Here is a 19123-nt window from a genome sequence, read left to right as displayed (position 1 = left end):
GTGGCTGTGACCTTATTGCCACTTGTGAACGTGGATACACGCCGAAATCTCTGTCCAAAATTTGTGCGGAACATCCTCTTAAATAAGCAGTTCGCAAACCATACATACACGTGTCAGATCGATGTCACGATTGAGACTGCGATCGAACCAATGAGCAGCGTGCGGCGACGGACATGCAGATGCGACGGCATTGTCGCGAGATGACATCGCCATAAACTTCAAGTGTTGGATCCCGTCCTGAGTGATTCTGCGTTGTGTTTTCGTCGTCCTGCGGCGGGCATCGCGCCCGAGCGGACGTTCTCGCCGGGGCATCGGACCAATGTTTCTGCGACGGGATTCCACCTCCGTTAACGCTTAGATTTGGAAGCTGGCGTCACGCTGGCGTCCGTAAGGTCTTCCTAATCCTGATCCGGCTAGTGGTCGGCCAAACAAAAGGAAGGCGAAGACGATGTTGCACACCGGATCACTGCTGTTCGCGGCCGGCTTTCTCACCTGCGCGATGATCGTCGCATCGGCCATTGCTTGGTCGTTCTCCGATAAACGCGTGAATGACGGCGAGTTCGCGCAGGGCGATGCCCGCCGGCTGGCCTGATCAGCCGGTCGCTACGATCGCAGATTGTTCGGGAAATCGGACTGCAACTTCGCCTGCTGCCCGGATTCGCTCATCCGCACATGCACGACGTCGGCATAAACCTGACTGAGCGTGCGGTGGGTCTGTTCGATGTCGTAGAGGCGGGTGAAACGCTCATATCCGGCACGGCCGACCGCAGCCAGGTCGAGCCTGGTTGCGCGTTGGAAACCTTCAACCAGCTTTTCGGCCGAGACTTCGTCGCACAGCACGCCCGTCGCATTGTCTTCGACGATTTCGGGCAGGGCGCCGATGCGGAAGGCAATGATCGGCTTGGCCGCCCGCATCGCCTCGATTGCGACCAGGCCAAACGCCTCCCCAGCGCGAGGGAATCGCGACCATGTCGGCCTGGTCGAGCTCGGCCTCGATCTGGTTGCGGTTCATCCAGCCCAGAAAAGAGACGTTGGCGGGCAGATCGCTTCTGCGGAATTTGCTGACGACCGAGGCGCCGATCAGGCGCACGTCGAGCTTGTCTCCGAGTGCGCGCGCCGCCTCGATCAGGAGATCGTAGCCCTTCTGACGGTCGAGGCGCCCGATGAAGAGGACCTTGATCTTCTCCGACCGCCATTGCGCTGCGCCCTTGTCGAGCGCAGGACGCTGCTTGGAAATCCCGTTGTGCACAAGAACCAGGCGATTCGCCGCGATTCCGACCTGCTTGGCGTCGGCCTGCTCGCTTTCCGAGATGCAGACGATGCGATGGGTGAATTTCGACAGCACGAGCTCGGTGAACTTCGTCACCTCGCGGCTGAGGCGGCCGGTTTCGCGGCCGAAGGCCCAGCCGTGCGGGCAATAGACGATGCGCGAGCGCCGATAGGTGAGCCAGAGCACCGGGCGCACCACGAGCCCGGCGAACGACGAGTGCAGGTGGATGACGTCAGGACGAAGCTGCCGGACCGCGCGCATGGTTGCAAACAGCATGCGAAACAGGCCGACCGCGTTGCGTCCGTCGCGCGGAAACGTGGTGACCGCGTCGTCCTCGATGTTCACCAGGTCGCTGCGATGGTCGGAGGGAACGACATAGTTGACGTTGCCGGGGCCGAAGCTCGCGCTCTGGTGCGGATGCAGCTCGTTGAGGTAGGTCGCGATGCCGCCACGGACCGTTTCGGCGACATGCAGAATCTTCAGGCCGCTGGACAACGGTCATTCCTTCCTTGTCTTGAAGGCGCCAGATACTGGAGACGCCGGATCTTGCAGGCGCACGTCTAACCTCGCTAAGCAGCAATAATCGGGCCGCGTCATTGTTTCGCACGGTCGGATGTGGATCGGGATGCCGGTTTGGCGAGGAATTCGAGCATCGCTGCGGCGGACTTGGCCCAGGAATATGTCATAAGGCGCTGCCGCTGCTTCTCCTGTTCCGCCGGCGATATCCTGCCGAGTTCAATTCTTTCGCGCATCCGCGCCGACAGCTCGTCCGCGTCGAGCGGATCGAAATAGACGGCGGCATCGTTGCAGGTCTCGCGCACGGCATCGGCGGAACTCGCGATCACCGGACAGGCGAAGAACATCGCCTCAAGGGGAGGCACGCCGAATCCCTCATAAAGGCTCGGAAACACGAACGCGGCGGCCTGGGAGAACAGCGCGGCAATCTCCTCGTCCTTCAGGCGCCCGGCGATGACAACGCCGGACCTCGATTCCGTGGCCGCGCCTCCGAACACTTTGCTGTTATCGCCTCCGACCACGACCAGCGGAAAGTCGGCGCGGCCAAGCTGCTCGGCGGCGCGAATGGCCGTATCGACATTCTTGTTCTTCGTCATCGAGCCGACGAAGAGGAAGAATTGATGGGGCGCAAGACGCAGCTTGTCGATGATCGAGAAGTCGGGCGCGACGGTCGCAAAATGTTCCGCGCTGTTCGCAATGACGGGGATCGAAGCCGGATCCAGCGACAGCACCTCGGCAAGTTCGTTGCGTGAAAACGCCGAAACTGTTGCGATCGTTGCCGTGCGCGCCAGCAGATGGCCGAGCGTCCGGTGCAGGGCGAGGTAGCGCCAGCTGAAGAAGTCCGGCCGCCGGAAAACCTGCGCGTCGTGAATCACGACGAGATGGTCGCGGTGGAGTACGGGGCCGGAATTGGCGAGACTGACGAGACGGGTGCCGGCCGCGGCGCGCGCCAGATCGATCTGGTCCCACGCGTGCCCCTGCAAAGATCCGATCTGCTTGATGGCGATGCGGCGAAGACCTGGAAGCGTCTGCGCATTCGGCGGCGCAAGGATTTGCCACTCTGCATCCAGCAGTTGTCGCGGGGCCTCTCCGCTCGCGAGCAAGCGGTCCATCGCCTTGACGATCTCGGCGGCGTAGCGCTGCACGCCCGTGAGCGATTGTGACAGGAACCTGCCGTTGATGGAGAGTTTCAAAGTCGATCTTTTTCTTTGCGGGTTCTTGCGCGAACAATGCTCGAAGACTGAGCATCAGGCGCCGAATATACGTTCTATGACGTCTAGCACATGTGGCGCTATCGTCCGAGCATCCTTGCAGGCGGATAGCATGCGATCGTGCATGACGCCATCATGTTTCCTACACATTTCGATGCGCTTACATGGGCCGACTGATTTGATGATTGTCGTGACTGTCCAAACCTTGCCTCTCATGTCCTGGTCTGGCAATGCTCCGCGGAATGAACGAGATGACAACTTTGCGGCCAGTGATCGTTACCGGTGCTGCCGGCTTTATCGGAATGCATGTTTGTGAACGGCTGTTGGCACGTGGCGAGCAGGTCGTCGGCATCGATGCAATCACTCCGTATTACGATCCCGCGCTGAAGCGTGCGCGTCTCGCAACGCTCGAACACCATCCAGGGTTCAAATTCCACAAGATCGATCTCGCAGACTTCGCCGCAGTGACGCGCGTCTTCGACGAGGTCTCGCCCGATCGCGTCGTGCATCTGGCGGCGCAGCCCGGCGTGCGCGCGTCGATCGACGATCCCATCACCAGCATCCGGGCCAATTGTGACGGCTTTGTCACCGTGCTCGAAGCCGGCCGGCGCCATGGTCTGGCGCATCTCGTCTACGCCTCGTCGAGTTCGGTGTATGGCGCCAACCGCACCTTGCCGTATTCGACCGAGCATTCGGTGAACCATCCGGTCAGCCTTTACGCCGCAAGCAAGAAAGCCAACGAGCTGATGGCGCATACCTTTGCGCATGTTCACAAGCTGCCGGTGACCGGGCTTCGCTTCTTCACCGTCTACGGCCCGTGGGGCCGGCCCGACATGGCCGCCTATCTGTTCACGCGCGCGATCTTCGCGAATGAGCCGATCAGGATTTTCAATAAAGGCGACATGTGGCGCGACTTCACCTATGTCGACGACATCGTCGAAGGGGTGATCCGCACCCTCGATCGGCCCGCGGCGCCGAATCCCGCGTGGAATGCCGAGCGGCCGGAAAATTCGTCGAGCTATGCGCCGTATCGCGTCTACAACATCGGCAACAACAGGTCGGTCAACCTGATGGAGTTCGTCGAGACGCTCGAGAAGATCATCGGCAAGCCGGCGATCCGTCAGCTGTTGCCGATGCAGGCCGGCGACGTCCTGGAGACGCGCGCCGACATTTCCGCGCTCCAGCGCGACGTCGGCTTCTCGCCGTCCACGTCGATCGCGGATGGCCTCGGCCGCTTCGTCGAATGGTATCGGAAGTACCACGGCGTCTGATCCCGCGGGCGACGGCACCTGCGTGTCGCCCGGGAATGCTGGCTCTTAAGCCGGTTCTTGCGCTGGTTCTTGCGCTTTTGACCGCCGGCGGCCTTGTCAGCGGGCGCGAACGGTGGTTATCCCGTCCCTCTGAACCTCTTTGACCCCGAACCAGGCGCGGGCCCATGGCTGAGCGGATCGCTCTCATCACCGGCGTGACCGGTCAGGACGGCGCCTATCTCGCCGAATATTTGCTGTCGCTCGGCTATGTCGTGCACGGCATCAAGCGGCGCTCGTCCTCGTTCAACACCGCGCGCGTCGATCACCTCTACCAGGACCCGCATGTCGGCAACGTGCCGTTCCTGATGCATTACGGCGACATGACGGACTCGACCAATCTGATCCGTCTGGTGCAGCAGATCCGGCCGACCGAGATCTACAATCTCGCAGCTCAAAGCCACGTCGCCGTCAGCTTCGAGAGCCCGGAATACACCGCCAACGCCGACGCCATCGGCGTGCTGCGCCTGTTGGAAGCGATCCGCATCCTCGGCATGGAGAAGGAGACGCGGTTCTACCAGGCCTCGACCTCCGAGCTCTACGGCCTGGTGCAGGAGATCCCGCAGAAGGAGACGACGCCGTTCTATCCGCGCTCGCCCTATGGCGTCGCCAAGCTCTACGGCTACTGGATCACGGTGAACTACCGCGAAGCCTACGGCATGTTCGCCAGCAACGGCATCCTGTTCAACCACGAGAGTCCGATCCGCGGCGAGACCTTTGTGACCCGCAAGATCACCCGCGGCGTCGCGCGTATCGAGGTCGGGTTGGAACAGACGCTCTATCTCGGCAATCTCGAAGCCAAGCGCGACTGGGGCCATGCCAGGGACTATGTCGAGGGCATGCACAGGATCCTGCAGGCCGACAAGCCCGACGACTTCGTGCTTGCCACCGGCGAGATGCGCTCGGTGCGCGAGATGGTCGAGCTGTCCTTTGCCCATGTCGGCCGCCGCATCGCATGGCGCGGCAAGGGCGTCGAGGAGACCGGCGTCGATGAGACGAGCGGCAAGCCCGTGGTGAAGATCGATCCGACCTATTTCCGTCCGACCGAGGTCGATCTCCTCGTCGGCGACGCCAGCAAGGCGCGCGAGGTGCTCGGCTGGACGCCGAAGCGCAGCTTCGCCCAGCTCGTCGAGGAGATGATGGCAAGCGACCTGGCGGAGGCAAAGCGGGATGCGGCCAGTGGCAAACGCACCGTTTGAGCTGAGGGGAAAGACCGTCTATGTCGCCGGCCATCGCGGCATGGTCGGAGCCGCGCTGGTGCGCCGGCTGGCGCGGGAGGACGTCAACCTCGTCACGGTCGACCGGCGCGAGGTCGATCTCTGCAACCAGGCCGCCGTGTTCGACTGGTTCGTGAAAGCGCGGCCGCAAGTGATCTTCCTCGCCGCGGCCAAGGTCGGCGGCATCGTCGCCAACAACACGCTGCGTGCCGAGTTCATCTACGACAACATCGCGATTGCCGCGAACGTGATCCAGGCCGCGCATCTCAACGGCGCCGAGAAGCTGATGTTTCTGGGCTCGTCCTGCATCTATCCGAAGCTGGCGCCGCAGCCCTTGCGCGAGGATTCGGTGCTATCAGGCCCGCTGGAGCCGACCAATGAGCCCTATGCGATCGCCAAGATCGCCGGCATCAAGATGGCGGAGGCCTATCGCAGCCAGTATGGCAGCGACTTCATCAGCGTGATGCCGACCAATCTGTACGGTCCCGGCGACAATTATCACCCTGAATTGAGCCACGTCGTCGCCGCCCTGATCCGGCGTTTCCATGAGGCAAAAGTCGCAGGCGCAAAGAGCGTCATCGTGTGGGGCACCGGCACGCCGCGGCGCGAGTTCCTCTATGTCGACGACATGGCGGATGCCTGCGTGCACCTGATGAAGACCTATTCGAGCGCGGAGCTGGTCAACATCGGCACCGGCGAGGACATCACCATCGCCGAGTTCGCGCGGGTCGTGGCCGACATCGTCGGTTACGGCGGCGAGATCGGCTTCGACACCTCGCGTCCCGATGGCACGCCGCGCAAGCTGCTCGACGTCAGCCGTCTCGCCAAGCTCGGCTGGCGCGCCACGACCTCGCTCGAGGACGGCGTGAGACGCGCTTACGCGGCGTATCTGTCGCATACGTAGAATGCAACCAATGCATGTCGCGTATTTCAGGAGATGACCGCAACGCCTGTCACGCGCGGCGGTTAAGGTTTATTCGGTTCGCGAAGCAACCTGCCCTAATGTTGGGCGTGCGGCCGGATACAGAAATGGTCTAGGGTGTTCAGTGGAACATCCGTCTTCAACGGAAAGAGTTTTTCATGCGAATCGCGATGATCGGAACGGGCTATGTGGGACTGGTGTCCGGAGCCTGCTTTGCGGATTTCGGTCACGACGTCACCTGCGTCGACAAGGACGAGAAGAAGATCGCGGCGCTTCATCGCGGCGAGATTCCGATTTACGAGCCTGGGCTCGACGAGCTGGTCGCGACCAATGTGAAGGCCAAGCGGCTCGACTTCACCACCGATTTGTCGAAGCCGGTCGCGGACGCCGATGCCGTCTTCATCGCGGTCGGCACCCCCTCGCGCCGCGGCGACGGTCACGCCGATCTGTCCTATGTCTACGCCGCCGCGCGCGAGATCGCGCAGTCGCTGTCGGGCTTCACCGTCGTCGTGACCAAGTCCACCGTCCCGGTCGGCACCGGCGACGAGGTCGAGCGCATCATCCGCGAGACCAACCCCGCGGCCGACGTCGTCGTCGCCTCCAACCCCGAATTCCTGCGCGAGGGCGCGGCGATCCGCGACTTCAAGTATCCCGACCGCGTCGTCGTCGGCACCGCCGACGAGCGCGGCCGCAAGGTGATGGGCGACGTCTATCGCCCGCTGTCGCTGAACCAGGCCCCGCTGATGTTCACGGCGCGCCGCACCGCCGAGATGATCAAATACGCCGCGAACGCGTTCCTCGCGACCAAGATCACCTTCATCAACGAGATCGCGGACCTCTCGGAAAAGGTCGGCGCCAACGTCCAGGAGGTCGCGCGCGGCATTGGCCTGGACAACCGCATCGGCACCAAGTTCCTGCACGCGGGTCCCGGCTTCGGCGGCTCCTGCTTCCCGAAGGACACCAAGGCGCTGATCAAGATCGCGCAGGACTATGACGTGAGCTTGCGCATCGTCGAATCCGTGCTGGCCGTCAACGAGAACCGCAAGCGCGCGATGGCGCGCAAGGTCAGCCAGGCGCTCGGCGGTAGCTTGCGCGGCAAGACCATCGCCGTGCTCGGCCTCACCTTCAAGCCCGATACCGACGACATGCGCGATGCGCCGTCGATTCCGCTCGTCACCGGCCTGATCGACATGGGCGCGACGGTCAAGGCCTTCGATCCCGTCGGCATGGAACAGGCCAAGGGTGAGTTGCCGAACATCACCTATTGCGAGGACGCCTATTCCTGCGCGCAAGGCGCCGATGCGCTCGTCATCGTCACCGAATGGGTGCAGTTCCGCGCGCTCGATCTCGGCCGGCTGAAGGCGGCCATGACCCAGCCCGTCGTGGTCGATCTCCGCAACATCTACCCGCCCGAAGAGATGCGAGCCGCCGGCTTCACCTACGAGAGCATCGGGCGATCGTCCCAGGCTTAAGCCAGTCGTTTGAAGTTCGGCTTCGCCCGCCTCATCCTGGGGCGGGCGAAATCGTTTCTGATGCGATATGATCCGGTCGCATCAGGTCGCCGCGTTTGGCCTCGTTGCCGCGATGGAGATTGTCATGACCGACGACACGCACACGATCCGAAGTGGCGGGCTCACCGCGACCATCAAGGCACACGGCGCCGAGCTGTGCTCGTTGAAGGACGGCAGCGGTGTCGAATTTGTCTGGCAGGCGGGGCCGGCCTGGCCACGCCACGCGCCGCTGCTGTTTCCGATCGTCGGGCGTCTCGCCAATGACGAAATGCGGCACCGGGGCAAGACCTACCGGATGACCCAGCACGGTTTTGCGCGCGACAGCCGGTTCGCGTGGGTAGAGCGCGGCGAGAACCGTTGCGCGCTGGCGCTCGAAGACAGCGAGACAACGCGCGCGCTCTATCCGTTCGCATTTCGCCTGACGGCCACCTACGCGATCGACGACGCTGGTCTCGATCTCTCGCTCACGGTCGTGAACACCGGCAAGGAGACATTGCCGGTGTCGCTCGGTGGCCATCCCGCCTTCAACTGGCCGCTTCAGCCTGGAATGTCGAAGGAGAGCTACGCGCTGACGTTCACGAACGAGGAGCCGTCTCCGGTTCGCCGTGTCGAGGGCGGACTCCTGCTCGCGGCAACGGATCCGAGCCCCGTCAGAGGCACCGTGCTTCCTTTGTCGGAATCCCTGTTCACCAATGACGCCGTCATCCTCGACCCCGTCAACAGCCATGCGGTCCGCTATGCGGCCGGGCAGGGGGCCGGGCCCTGGCTCAAAATGTCATGGCGCGGCTTTCGCGAACTCGGCGTCTGGTCGAAACCGACAGGCGCGCCGTTTCTCTGCATCGAGCCCTGGCGCGGCTATGCCAGTCCCGTCGGTTTCGAAGGCGAGTTCAGCGACAAGCCGGGTCTGATGCACATTGCGGCCGGCGCGAACGAAGAACTGTCGTACCGGATCGAGGTCGGGTCGTCCTGAGGCAGGCCTTCGCGTGCCTGTGGCTCTCAGACCTCGATCCGCGTGAGGTCCTCGCCGAGCACGACGGGACCTGCGTAGTCTCGGCGGACGTCCGCGAGCAACGCGTTCAGCATGGAATCGTCAGTGCGCGGCCGGTGATGGGTCAGCGCGAGCTTCTTGACGCCGGCCTTGGCGGCAACCTTGCCGACCGTATCGCCGCAGGCGAGCGTATATTTCGCGAGCCGGCGGAAGTGGTCGTTGGTGATCTCAGGCGTCGCGAGAAAGCAGCACTGGACCAGCAGGTCGGCTCCCTGTGCCAGCCGCTCGAGACCGGGGCAGGGGACCGTGTCGCCGGAGATCGCTATGACCTTGCCCTCGGCTTCGAAGCGGAAGCCGAGACACATCCAGCGCGCGAGAAACGCCGGCGACATGTCGAGACCGTCGCCATGTGAAACGAGCTCGGCGCTGATCTTCCAGCGACCGGTGTCGAGGACGGGGCCGGGAATGATGTCCGTCGCGACGACCGGCTTCCATCCCCCAAAGGTCGGCTCGCCCTGATCCCGCCAGGCGATGTCCTTGTCGTAGACCTGTGTGATCAGCGTGTTGACGAGCCGTTCGGTATCGGGCGGACCGTAGATGCGCAGATCGTCCTTGCGCCCATGCATCCACGAATTCAACATCACATCGTAGAGGTCGCCGATGTGGTCGAAGTGGTGATGGGTGAGAAAGACCGTGTTGATGGCGCCGAGCGGCACGCCGGCCTTGTGGAGCTGCACCATGACGCCGCGGCCCGCGTCGAACAGGATATTCTCCTCGCCAAGCCTGATCAGCGTGGTCGTCGCCATGCGGCGCGGGTCCGGGCGTGGGCCGCCGGTGCCGAGCAGTATGACTTCCATGGCGCCTACTCCAGCGTGAAGCCGGTCGACCTGATCACGCCGCCCCGGCGTGTCTGAAGATCTTTCGTGGCGTACTGTAGATTCGAAGGCGTCAGCTAGACAAGTCGCGCGTCAGTGCAGACCGGCCACAGTGGCAGCAATGGTTGGCCGGATCGTCGAGCGGCCCGATCCCGTGGACGTCAGGCGATGCGCAAAATCCTGCGCGCGCCGTTCGACCAGATGCCAGGTCGCGCGTGCGACGAGATAGCTGAGCGCGGCGATGACGGCATAGGCGATCAGCAGCGAGACCAGTCCGTCCGTAAGCGGCCAGATCTGGCGCAGGCCGTAGATCACCGCGAAGTGCGACAGGTACATCGAATAGGAGTTGCGGCCGAGCGCCTCGATCGGCCGGCAGCGGATCGCGAGGCGGATGCAACCTGCAACCAGCGCGCCGAGCACGAGGTTGATCATCAAATAGTTGAATTCATGCGAGTCGGTGGCGCGATCGGCGATGAAGGACAGCGCGATGAAGGCGGCGAAGATCGCGGCGCCCGACTTCGCAAAGCCGTCGCGCAGCGAGAAGAACAGCGCGCAGCCCACGAGGAAGACCGGCAACTGGTTCAGGAAGCTGATGTGCAGCGCATTCCAGACGAAGGCCTCGTGGCCGGGCCCGTAATGGGCCGAGAACAGTGCGAACGCCCAAGGCTTGAACAGGCAGACATTGACGAGATGCAGCGCGATCGCGAGCGCGAGATAGAGGTGGCGGCGAGATCCGAAGGCCGTGATCACGAAGGGGAAGACGAGATAGAACGTCATTTCCGCCGCAATCGACCAGTCGCCCGGCACGACGCTGTTGACGCTGTCCGGCCAGAAGCCGTGCAGGAACGTCGCGGTCAGGATCACCTGGAGCGGTCCGATGCCGTTGGGCGCGTTGTAGCTGGGACCCGTGCCGTTGACGGCGAGGTAAACCGGGATCGCGAGCCAGAACAGCGGCGCGATGCGCAGGAAGCGCCGGATGTAGAATTTGCGCGTCGGGTCGGTTTCGGTGCGCTGCGTCCACATCAGGCACATCGTCATGGCGCTGACGAAGTAGAACACGTTGACGCCGGTCCAGCCGCACATGAAGGCGAAGTCGACGGCGTGGATCTTTGAAGGAAAGGATTGTGAAACGTGGATCGCCATCACGCCGACGATGGCGAGGCCGCGCAGGACGTCGAGCGTGTGAGAACGGCCGAAAGGCGTTGCACCTTGCTCGGTTCGTTCGGCGGCCAACCGGGCCTGCCCCTGCATCACGCCTGCTCCGTGGTTTCGCATCTGCAAGCGGAGACCATAGAGGCGCGGCCGGCTGTTTCGAAGCCGAAGCCTTTCTTTACGTTAACCAGCGGTTGAGTCCGATGCCGAATGTACGGGATCGGCGGTGTCGAGGGCCCCGGTCGGCGCTCGCACGCGCCACGCCGGCATGATGATGCGCGCGATGAGAATTGTGGGGCAATTCATACTTAATACGCCAATACCATGACCAATATTGTTCGGGCAGCACAACACGCCTAGTATTCCAGCAGGCAAATTTCGGGGGCTCGAATAAGTCGTGAATGTTCGTTCACAGGACAGTGCGCTGCGCGACGACTTGAACTTTCAAGCCGCGCCACAAGCACACAGGACATCCAACAACGTGGTTGATTCCGCACGTCAGGAATTGAGGCCTGCCGGCCGCGAGCGGCTGATCGTCGTCGAAGACGATCCCGTGACGCGGACGATGCTGGTCGGCTATTTCAGCGAGAACAATTTCGACGTGGTCGGCGCCGGCTCCTGCGCGGAATGCCGCCAGGCGCTGCGCTCGCGCACGGATCTCGTCTTCCTCGACGTGCAGTTGCCTGACGGCGACGGCTTCGAGCTCGCCAAGGAGATCCAGGCGACCAGCAACGCGGGCATCATCTTCGTGACGCGCCGCGACACCGACGTCGATCGCATCCTCGGGCTCGAGATCGCCGGCGACCATTACGTCACCAAGCCGATCAATCTGCGCGACCTGCTCGCGCGCGCGCGCAGCGTGCTGCGGCGGCGCTCGATCGACCGCAAGGCGGCGCGCAACCACAATTCGATCGCCTTCGGCGACTGGATCATCGACCTGACCCGGCGCGAGCTGCTCGGCAGCGACGGCAAGCCGGTGGCGTTGACGCGCGCCGAGTTCGACCTGCTCGCGGCGCTGGTCGGCGCCGACGGCCGGCCGCTCAGCCGCGACTATCTGATCGAGGTCGTCAGCAACCGCCAGGCCGAGGTCGACATCCGCACGGTGGATGCGCTGGTGGCGCGGCTGCGGCGCAAGCTCGTCGGCAGCGGCACGCCCGTGATCGCGACCGTCACCGGCGTCGGCTACAAACTCGCGCTCAGCGAGCGGCTCTAGCCTCAACCGTCGAAAGATCCGATCACCCTCGCGCCTATCGCGCGCGGGCGCTCTGATCCGTCGATGTCCTTTGCGCCGCCCCGGCCAGCTGGTCATCGACCGCATACAGCGTGCAGGTCGGCGACCATTTCATGCAGGCGCTAAGCGAATCGCGCCGGGCGTCGTCGGCGGTGGTGCGGCCCGAACGCCAGCCGTAACCGCCGTTCGGCGACACCGCAAAAGCCTTGTGCGGCATGGTGCTGGCGAGATAGCGGGAGAATTCGGCGCGCGCGGCCTCGTTGAGCTGGCCCGGCGGCGGCAGCGGATCGGGAAGGCTCAGGATGTCATGGCCGAGCCCGCGCTCGCGCAGGAAGGCGTCGAGATAGGGCGTCCATTGCGGGCGGCCCACCACCGAATAGAGATAGTGGCCGTCATCGCCGTAAGGCGGCGCCGCAATGAATTTCGCGTGACCGCCATTGCCGCGAAATCCGTCATAGAGGCGGCGCGCGAGATCGGGACCGAAGAACGAATCGTTGGCCGCATAGACCCACAGCATCGGCACGCGCGAGGTTTTGCCGAACGTGGCGAAGGCCTGCACCAGCCCGTCCTCGTTGCAGACGTCGTCGTCATCGCGCGAGCCGCGGCCGCCGGCAAAGCTGATCGCGGCGACGAGACCACTCGGTGCCTGCGCGGTCAGCGCGACGGTGGCGAGCCCGCCGGCGGAATGGCCGGCCGCGATCATGCCCGATGTCGTGACGTCGGCCCTGCGACCCATCGCGTCGATCGCCGCGCGCAAATCCGCGACCGCAACCGCCGCCGCCGGCAGATAGGCGGCATTGGCGCAGCCGCCGACGCTGTCGACGCGTCCGCCGGGCGAGGTGCCGTAGCCGCGCCGCATCACGATCAGCGCGGCAAAGCCGCGCCGGGCATATTCGAGCGCGATCCCGTAATATTTGTGCGCCGACATGGTCGCGCGGTCGTCGAAACTGCGCGGCGAGCCGTGGTTGAGCAGCGCGAGCGGATAGCGCTTCGTTCCGGCCGGCCGGACCAGAAAGGCCTCCAGCCCCTGCGGCCCGGCCCCCGCCATCGGAATGCGCAGGTCTTCCGTGTAGAACTCCGCGGCCGTCGCATTGGTCACGATGCCAGCGGTCGCAAGCCAGGCCATCAGCACAACCAAGAGCCTGTGAAACAGCGTCATGCCCCGACTCGAAAAAGCCCCGATTTGAAAGACCATAGCATGATCTCGGGAACGGCCAGCCCGCCGCGCGTGTTGTGCCCTTGGCGGGGGTCCGGCCGATGCTATGGTACTCCACAAACTCTGCACGACAGGACGAGGATATTTCAGTGGCTGATGTTCATCCCGCGGCGGGCAAGCTGGTCTCGCCGGACGCGCTCACCAACGTTCCGCGGCTGGTGACGGCCTATTTCGCCGGCAAGCCCGATGTCGGCGATCCCGCGCAGCGGGTGGCGTTCGGAACCTCCGGCCATCGCGGCACGTCGTTCAAGAACAGCTTCAACGAGGGCCACATCCTCGCGACCACGCAGGCGATTTGTGACTACAGAACAGAAAAGGGCCTGACCGGCCCGCTCTTCATCGGCATCGACACCCATGCGCTGGCCGAGCCCGCGCTGGTCAGCGCCGTCGAGGTGTTCGCCGCCAACGGCGTCGACATCATGATCGACAAGGACGGCGGCTACAGCCCGACGCCTGTCATCTCGCACGCGATCCTGACCTACAACAAGGGCCGAACTAGCGGCCTTGCCGACGGCGTCGTCGTCACGCCCTCGCACAATCCCCCCGAGGACGGCGGCTACAAATACAATCCGCCGCATGGCGGCCCGGCCGACACCGACGCGACCTCCGTCGTCGAGAAGCGCGCCAACGCCTATCTCGCCGACGGCCTCAAGGGCGTGAAGCGTATCGACTACGCCAAGGCGCGCAAATCCGCGAACGTGCACGCCTACGACTTCATCACGCCCTACGTTGCCGATCTCGGCAATGTCGTCGATCTCGATCTCGTCAAATCCGCCGGCATCAATATCGGCATCGATCCGCTCGGCGGCGCCGCCGTGCATTACTGGCATCCGATCATCGAGCGCTACGGCCTGAAGGCCACCGTCGTGAACGAGGCGATCGATCCGACCTTCCGCTTCATGACCGTCGACTGGGACGGCAAGATCCGCATGGATTGCTCCTCGCCCTACGCGATGGCGAGCCTGATCGCGATGCGCGACCGCTTCGACGTCGCCTTTGCCAACGACACCGATGCCGACCGCCACGGCATCGTGACGCGCACCGGCGGCCTGATGAATCCGAACCATTATCTGGCGACCGCGATCTCCTATCTGTTCGCGAACCGCCCGAACTGGGGCAAGGATGCCGCGATCGGCAAGACCGTGGTGTCGAGCTCGATCATCGACCGCGTCGCCAAGAAGCTCGGCCGCAGGCTGGTCGAGACGCCGGTCGGCTTCAAATGGTTCGTCGACGGCCTCCTCACGGGCGGCTTCGGCTTCGGCGGCGAGGAGAGTGCAGGGGCCTCGTTCCTGCGCCGCGACGGCGGGGTGTGGACCACCGACAAGGACGGCATCATCCTCGGCCTGCTCGCAGCCGAGATCATGGCGAAGACCGGCCGCGGCCCCAGCCAGCTCTTCAACGACCTCACCGCGGAGCTCGGCGTGCCGCACTATGCGCGCATCGACGTCGCCGCCACCGCGCCCCAGAAGAACATCCTCAAGTCCGTCACGCCCGAGCAGCTCGGCCTCAAGGACCTCGCCGGCGATCCTGTCCGCGCCACGCTGAGCAAGGCGCCGGGCAACGGCCAGCCGTTCGGCGGCATCAAGGTCGAGACCGATTTCGGCTGGTTCGCCGCAAGGCCGTCGGGGACCGAGGACGTCTACAAGATCTACGCGGAAAGTTTCCGCAGCACCGAGCACCTGAAGCGGATTCAGGAAGAGGCCCAGGCAGGGCTGAAGAAGGTGTTCGGGGCGTAGGGCACTGAGCCCAGTACGACTCTTCGGTTGCTGCTCCGAGGAAGTGTTTGCCGCATTCTCCGCTGTCATCACCAGCGAAAGCGGGTGATCCAGTACGCCGCCGCCGTGCCGTGATGCGGAGAAGCCGCGGCGTACTGGATTCCCCTCCTTCGGGGAATGACATGTGGGTAGAATTGTATACACCATCTGGATAATAGGTATCCAAATACGCCATATTTAGCCTTGAACGATTCTATCCCTCCGCTATTGTATACATAAAGCATACACAAGCCTTGGGAGAGCGACCCGTGACAAAACCCTTCCCGATGAACGCGTGGTACGCCGCGGCCTGGGACGCTGAAGTCAAGCCGGCGCTGTTGCCGCGGACGATCTGCGGCAAGCATGTCGTGATGTACCGCAAGGCCGATGGCTCGGTGGCCGCGCTGGAGGATGCCTGCTGGCACCGTCTGGTGCCGCTGTCCAAGGGCCGGCTGGAAGGCGACACCGTCGTCTGCGGCTATCACGGCCTGAAATACAATGCGCAGGGGCGCTGCACCTTCATGCCCTCGCAGGAGACCATCAATCCGTCGGCCTGCGTCCGCGCTTATCCCGTGGTCGAGCGTCATCGTTACATCTGGCTCTGGATGGGCGATCCCGCGCTGGCCGATCCCGCGCTGGTGCCGGACATGCACTGGAATCACGATCCGGCCTGGGCCGGCGATGGCAAGACCATCCGCGTCAATTGCGACTACCGCCTCGTGCTCGACAATCTCATGGACCTCACCCACGAGACCTTTGTGCACGGCTCCTCGATCGGCAATGATGCGGTGGCCGAAGCGCCGTTCGACGTCACCCATGGCGAGAAGACGGTGACGGTGACGCGCTGGATGCGCGGCATCGAGGCGCCGCCGTTCTGGGCCAAGCAGCTCGGCAAGCCCGGCCTCGTCGACCGCTGGCAGATCATCCGCTTCGAAGCCCCGTGCACGATCGCGATCGATGTCGGCGTGGCGCCGACAGGCACGGGCGCGCCGGAAGGCGACCGCTCGCAGGGCGTCAACGGTTTCGTGCTCAACACCATCACGCCGGAGACCGAGAAGACCTGCCACTATTTCTGGGCGTTCGTCCGCAACTATCAGATCGGCGAGCAGCGCATCACCACCGAGATCCGCGAGGGTGTCTCCGGGATCTTCCACGAGGACGAGCTGATCCTCGAGGCGCAGCAGCGCGCCATGGACGAGAACCCCGATCGGATCTTCTACAACCTCAACATCGACGCCGGTGCGATGTGGACGCGCAAGCTGATCGACAGGATGGTGGCGAAGGAAAGCGCGCCGCAGCAGCTCCAGGCCGCGGAGTAGGCCAGGTGAAACCAGCGCCTGAGCGAGAGGTCGACCGCTCCGTCTCGCAGACCGTGAAGGCGCAGCTCGCGCTGCGCGACCAGATCCTGTCGGGTCGCTTACGGCCCGGCGAGCGCATCTCCGAGCTGCAGGCGGTGGAGACGACCGGCGCCTCGCGCACGCCGGTGCGCATGGCGCTGGTGCGGCTGGAGGAGGAAGGCCTGCTGGAGGCGATTCCCTCCGGCGGCTTCATGGTGAAGGCGTTTTCCGAGCGCGACATCTCCGATTCCATCGAGCTGCGCGGCACGCTCGAAGGGCTCGCCGCGCGCTTCGCAGCCGAGCGCGGCGTTTCCGCGCGCGAGCTCGAGCCGTTGAAGGAGTGTTTGGCCGCGATCGACGAGTTGCTGCGCCAGGTGCCGATCTCGGTCGACGCGTTCTCATCCTATGTCACGCTGAACGCGCGCTTCCACGCACTGCTCACGGAATTGTCGCGCAGCCCGCCGCTGATCCGGCAGATCGACCGCGCCTCGGCGCTGCCGTTCGCCTCGCCCAGCGGTTTCGTGATGGCGCAATCGGCGCTGCCCGAGGCGCAGCAGATTCTGATCATCGGGCAGGAGCACCATCGCGTCGTGATCGACGCCATCGAGAACCGCGAAGGCGCCCGCGCCGAGGCCGTGATGCGCGAGCACGCGCGCCTCGCAGTGCGAAACCTGCGGCTTGCGCTGCGCAACCGCACCCATCTCGACCTCTTGCCGGCGCTCGCGCTGATCAGGACCGCAACCGACTAGGGCAATCGCCATGCGCTTCATCGAAACCTGGATTCCGGCAACGCTGGTCGCGACGCGCGATCTTGCGCCGGGCATCCGCGAATTCCTGATCCTGCCGGATCAGTTCGACGGCACGGCCTATCCGGTCGGCAGCCACATCAATATCAGCGTGACCATCGACGGCCTGCCGGAGACGCGATCCTATTCGCTGGTCGGCGAGGCGTCCTCGCGCGGCTTGCGGATCGCGGTGCGCCGTGCCGAGGATTCCCGCGGCGGCTCGCGCTATATGTGGCAGCTCGCACCCGGCGCTCGGCTCGACATCACCCGGCCGGCTTCGCTGCTCGCGGTCGACTGGGCCCGCGAAAACTATTGCCTGATCGCCGGCGGCATAGGCATCACGCCGATCCTTGGCGCCGCTCAGGCGCTGGCGCGTCGCGGCGCTGACGTCACGCTGCATTATGCCGTGCGCTCGCGCACCGATGCCGCCTACCTCGACGATCTCGCCAAAATGCTCGGTGAGCGCCTGGTCGTTCACGCGAGCGACGAGGGCCGGCGGCTCGACCTCGATGCGCTGTTCGGATCATTGCCGCAAGGTGCGCTGGCGCTGTTCTGCGGTCCGATGCGGATGCTGGATGCCGCGCGGCACGCCTGGATCGGCGCCGGCCATCCGCTTCCCGATCTCCGCTACGAGACCTTCGGCTCCAGCGGCACGCTGCCGACCGAGACGTTTCGCGTGCGCCTGAAGGGGACCGATGTCGAGCTCGAAATCCCGCGCGAGCGCTCGATGCTTGATGTGCTCAATGCCAGCGGCCACGACGTGATGTACGATTGCAAGCGCGGCGAATGCGGCCTGTGCGCCATCGACGTGGTCGAGGTCGACGGCGAGATCGACCATCGCGACGTCTTCTTCAGCGATCACCAGAAGCAAAGCAACCAGAAGATCTGCGCCTGCGTCTCCCGCGCCCGCGGTACCATCACCGTGGACACGCTGCTGCGGGCGGATGCGGTCTGACCGGGGCTGGAAGGCGTACTCGGAAACCGCGATCAGCCTGAAAGCTCGCGCATCCGCCCTACTTTCGGAGCGGGCGGGTGCAGGTCGTCCTGGCGAGGCAGCTAAGGGCGGTGACGAAGCGGGCTTCGTTTGCAGCGCCAACGGGCCGGTAAGAGCGCTTCGTGCGGTCCATCAATCATGATAGGTTTGCTCTCGCAGTAAAAGTGTTCAGCCGGTCTTGGACAGCAAGGGTGGAGATTCTGCCATGAAATCCAATTCTGTCTCGCTGGCAGTCGATGAGTTCGCCAAAGGGCGAGCTGACGCGCTGATTTTAATCGGCCGCATTCTCCTCGCGTGGGTATTCGTCGGAAGCGCGTATGGAGCAATATCCAACTTCAGCGGCTCTGTGGGTTATTTCAGGTCCCTGAACCTTCCAGCACCTGAGCTGTTCACGATGACGAACATCGTACTGGAGGTATTGATATCCGTCGGTTTGATATTGGGCGTCGGTACGCGCTACTGCGCAATTCTGACGTTTGTGTTCGTATTGGCGGCAACGGCTATTGCGCACCGCTACTGGGAGTATCCCGCGGGTGCGCAGCAGATCGGTCAATACAACCACTTCTTGAAGAATGTCTCGATCATGGGAGGCGCGATGTTGATCTTCGTCACCGGGGCGGGCCGGTTCAGTTTCGATCGGGCATCGTAGCCGAGATCACTTCAAGTCGGGCTTGAAAGCTTCCTCTATCGCGCGGCGGATGCTCTTTGAGAGCTGCTTCAGGGTCTTGCTCACGAGGGCGAAGAGAAGCATCAACCATGTCGCAAGCGCGGCACACCACAGCACGACTTCAAATATCTCAGGCATGATGATGCCCCTCAAAATAATTACTTTGAAAT

The 19123-nt window shown here is 63.8% G+C and carries 19 protein-coding genes; 12 read left to right on the top strand and 7 right to left on the bottom strand.

Annotated features, from left to right (window positions below):
- Window positions 1-448: 448 nt before the first annotated feature.
- Complete coding sequence (locus ACVJ5M_RS38690; RefSeq protein ID WP_166084269.1) at window positions 449-592, top strand: hypothetical protein; 144 nt, start codon at window positions 449-451, stop codon at window positions 590-592.
- Window positions 593-603: 11 nt separating this feature from the next.
- On the opposite strand, the gene ACVJ5M_RS38685 is transcribed toward ACVJ5M_RS38690, so the two are convergent.
- From ACVJ5M_RS38685 to ACVJ5M_RS38675, 3 genes are all read right to left on the bottom strand, one after another.
- On the bottom strand, window positions 604-915 hold the full coding sequence (locus ACVJ5M_RS38685) for a glycosyltransferase (protein ID WP_456679604.1): 312 nt from the start codon (window positions 913-915) through the stop codon (window positions 604-606).
- On the bottom strand, window positions 803-1765 hold the full coding sequence (locus tag ACVJ5M_RS38680) for a glycosyltransferase (protein WP_456679603.1): 963 nt from the start codon (window positions 1763-1765) through the stop codon (window positions 803-805). The genes ACVJ5M_RS38685 and ACVJ5M_RS38680 overlap by 113 nt, the downstream gene beginning before the upstream one ends.
- Window positions 1766-1863: 98 nt before the next feature.
- A complete protein-coding gene (locus ACVJ5M_RS38675; RefSeq protein ID WP_063979720.1) occupies window positions 1864-2979 on the bottom strand; it encodes a glycosyltransferase family 4 protein in 1116 nt (371 codons plus the stop codon).
- 269 nt (window positions 2980-3248) lie between these two features.
- Here ACVJ5M_RS38675 and ACVJ5M_RS38670 point away from each other — a divergent pair, with 269 nt between their 5' ends.
- The 5 genes from ACVJ5M_RS38670 (at window position 3249) to ACVJ5M_RS38650 (ending at window position 8924) form a co-directional block, all read left to right on the top strand.
- Window positions 3249-4268 (top strand): NAD-dependent epimerase, encoded by a 1020-nt coding sequence (locus ACVJ5M_RS38670; protein WP_038960118.1) that lies wholly within the window; start codon window positions 3249-3251, stop codon window positions 4266-4268.
- A 164-nt stretch (window positions 4269-4432) separates the two neighbouring features.
- Window positions 4433-5503 (top strand): GDP-mannose 4,6-dehydratase, encoded by a 1071-nt coding sequence (gene gmd / locus ACVJ5M_RS38665; RefSeq protein WP_063979719.1) that lies wholly within the window; start codon window positions 4433-4435, stop codon window positions 5501-5503.
- On the top strand, window positions 5484-6425 hold the full coding sequence (gene fcl / locus ACVJ5M_RS38660; protein WP_063979724.1) for a GDP-L-fucose synthase: 942 nt from the start codon (window positions 5484-5486) through the stop codon (window positions 6423-6425). Before gmd ends, fcl begins: the two co-directional genes overlap by 20 nt.
- Before the next feature lie 176 nt (window positions 6426-6601).
- Entirely contained in the window at window positions 6602-7915 is a 1314-nt protein-coding gene (locus tag ACVJ5M_RS38655) for a UDP-glucose dehydrogenase family protein (RefSeq protein WP_283018490.1), read from the top strand.
- Window positions 7916-8039: 124 nt separating this feature from the next.
- Window positions 8040-8924, top strand: coding sequence for an aldose 1-epimerase family protein (locus ACVJ5M_RS38650; RefSeq protein WP_063979737.1), 885 nt, complete (start codon window positions 8040-8042; stop codon window positions 8922-8924).
- A 26-nt stretch (window positions 8925-8950) separates the two neighbouring features.
- Here the strand turns inward: ACVJ5M_RS38650 and ACVJ5M_RS38645 are convergent, their stop codons facing one another.
- The gene (locus tag ACVJ5M_RS38645) at window positions 8951-9799 is read right to left on the bottom strand and encodes an MBL fold metallo-hydrolase (RefSeq protein WP_063979729.1); all 849 of its coding nucleotides are present in this window, start codon (window positions 9797-9799) and stop codon (window positions 8951-8953) included.
- A gap of 111 nt (window positions 9800-9910) precedes the next feature.
- Window positions 9911-11068, bottom strand: coding sequence for an acyltransferase family protein (locus ACVJ5M_RS38640; RefSeq protein WP_283018491.1), 1158 nt, complete (start codon window positions 11066-11068; stop codon window positions 9911-9913).
- 298 nt (window positions 11069-11366) lie between these two features.
- Between ACVJ5M_RS38640 and ACVJ5M_RS38635 the strand changes: the two genes are divergently transcribed.
- Window positions 11367-12182, top strand: coding sequence for a response regulator transcription factor (locus ACVJ5M_RS38635; protein WP_063979731.1), 816 nt, complete (start codon window positions 11367-11369; stop codon window positions 12180-12182).
- A 34-nt stretch (window positions 12183-12216) separates the two neighbouring features.
- Here ACVJ5M_RS38635 and ACVJ5M_RS38630 read toward each other — a convergent pair whose 3' ends face one another.
- Window positions 12217-13359 (bottom strand): alpha/beta hydrolase family protein, encoded by a 1143-nt coding sequence (locus ACVJ5M_RS38630; protein ID WP_063979732.1) that lies wholly within the window; start codon window positions 13357-13359, stop codon window positions 12217-12219.
- Window positions 13360-13505: 146 nt separating this feature from the next.
- On the opposite strand from ACVJ5M_RS38630, the gene pgm reads away from it, so the two are divergent.
- The 5 genes from pgm to ACVJ5M_RS38605 all read left to right on the top strand — a co-directional run bounded on the left by pgm (window position 13506) and on the right by ACVJ5M_RS38605 (window position 18935).
- Complete coding sequence (gene pgm / locus ACVJ5M_RS38625; RefSeq protein ID WP_354099735.1) at window positions 13506-15152, top strand: phosphoglucomutase (alpha-D-glucose-1,6-bisphosphate-dependent); 1647 nt, start codon at window positions 13506-13508, stop codon at window positions 15150-15152.
- A 287-nt stretch (window positions 15153-15439) separates the two neighbouring features.
- Window positions 15440-16489, top strand: a complete 1050-nt coding sequence (locus ACVJ5M_RS38620; RefSeq protein WP_354099734.1) for an aromatic ring-hydroxylating dioxygenase subunit alpha — start codon at window positions 15440-15442, stop codon at window positions 16487-16489.
- Window positions 16490-16494: 5 nt separating this feature from the next.
- Window positions 16495-17256 (top strand): GntR family transcriptional regulator, encoded by a 762-nt coding sequence (locus tag ACVJ5M_RS38615; protein ID WP_063979735.1) that lies wholly within the window; start codon window positions 16495-16497, stop codon window positions 17254-17256.
- Between the two features lie 10 nt (window positions 17257-17266).
- Window positions 17267-18247 (top strand): PDR/VanB family oxidoreductase, encoded by a 981-nt coding sequence (locus ACVJ5M_RS38610; RefSeq protein WP_063979736.1) that lies wholly within the window; start codon window positions 17267-17269, stop codon window positions 18245-18247.
- 244 nt (window positions 18248-18491) lie between these two features.
- Complete coding sequence (locus ACVJ5M_RS38605) at window positions 18492-18935, top strand: DoxX family protein (RefSeq protein WP_063985218.1); 444 nt, start codon at window positions 18492-18494, stop codon at window positions 18933-18935.
- A gap of 6 nt (window positions 18936-18941) precedes the next feature.
- Here the strand turns inward: ACVJ5M_RS38605 and ACVJ5M_RS38600 are convergent, their stop codons facing one another.
- Window positions 18942-19091 (bottom strand): hypothetical protein, encoded by a 150-nt coding sequence (locus ACVJ5M_RS38600; RefSeq protein ID WP_166084486.1) that lies wholly within the window; start codon window positions 19089-19091, stop codon window positions 18942-18944.
- Between the last annotated feature and the right edge of the window lie 32 nt (window positions 19092-19123).

This window comes from Bradyrhizobium sp. S3.7.6, from assembly GCF_054061875.1.
This window is presented reverse-complemented; position numbering and strand designations above follow the sequence as displayed.

Excerpts from the sequence above, each read along its gene's own strand:
- ACVJ5M_RS38655 (WP_283018490.1), top strand. The coding sequence starts at position 6,602 with ATGCGAATCGCGATGATCGGAACGGGCTATGTGGGACTGGTGTCCGGA.
- ACVJ5M_RS38600 (WP_166084486.1), bottom strand. The coding sequence starts at position 19,091 with ATGCCTGAGATATTTGAAGTCGTGCTGTGGTGTGCCGCGCTTGCGACA.
- ACVJ5M_RS38645 (WP_063979729.1), bottom strand. The coding sequence starts at position 9,799 with ATGGAAGTCATACTGCTCGGCACCGGCGGCCCACGCCCGGACCCGCGC.
- ACVJ5M_RS38690 (WP_166084269.1), top strand. The coding sequence starts at position 449 with ATGTTGCACACCGGATCACTGCTGTTCGCGGCCGGCTTTCTCACCTGC.
- ACVJ5M_RS38670 (WP_038960118.1), top strand. The coding sequence starts at position 3,249 with ATGACAACTTTGCGGCCAGTGATCGTTACCGGTGCTGCCGGCTTTATC.
- gmd (WP_063979719.1), top strand. The coding sequence starts at position 4,433 with ATGGCTGAGCGGATCGCTCTCATCACCGGCGTGACCGGTCAGGACGGC.
- ACVJ5M_RS38650 (WP_063979737.1), top strand. The coding sequence starts at position 8,040 with ATGACCGACGACACGCACACGATCCGAAGTGGCGGGCTCACCGCGACC.
- ACVJ5M_RS38685 (WP_456679604.1), bottom strand. The coding sequence starts at position 915 with ATGCGGGCGGCCAAGCCGATCATTGCCTTCCGCATCGGCGCCCTGCCC.
- ACVJ5M_RS38630 (WP_063979732.1), bottom strand. The coding sequence starts at position 13,359 with ATGACGCTGTTTCACAGGCTCTTGGTTGTGCTGATGGCCTGGCTTGCG.
- ACVJ5M_RS38640 (WP_283018491.1), bottom strand. The coding sequence starts at position 11,068 with ATGCAGGGGCAGGCCCGGTTGGCCGCCGAACGAACCGAGCAAGGTGCA.
- ACVJ5M_RS38610 (WP_063979736.1), top strand. The coding sequence starts at position 17,267 with ATGCGCTTCATCGAAACCTGGATTCCGGCAACGCTGGTCGCGACGCGC.
- ACVJ5M_RS38605 (WP_063985218.1), top strand. The coding sequence starts at position 18,492 with ATGAAATCCAATTCTGTCTCGCTGGCAGTCGATGAGTTCGCCAAAGGG.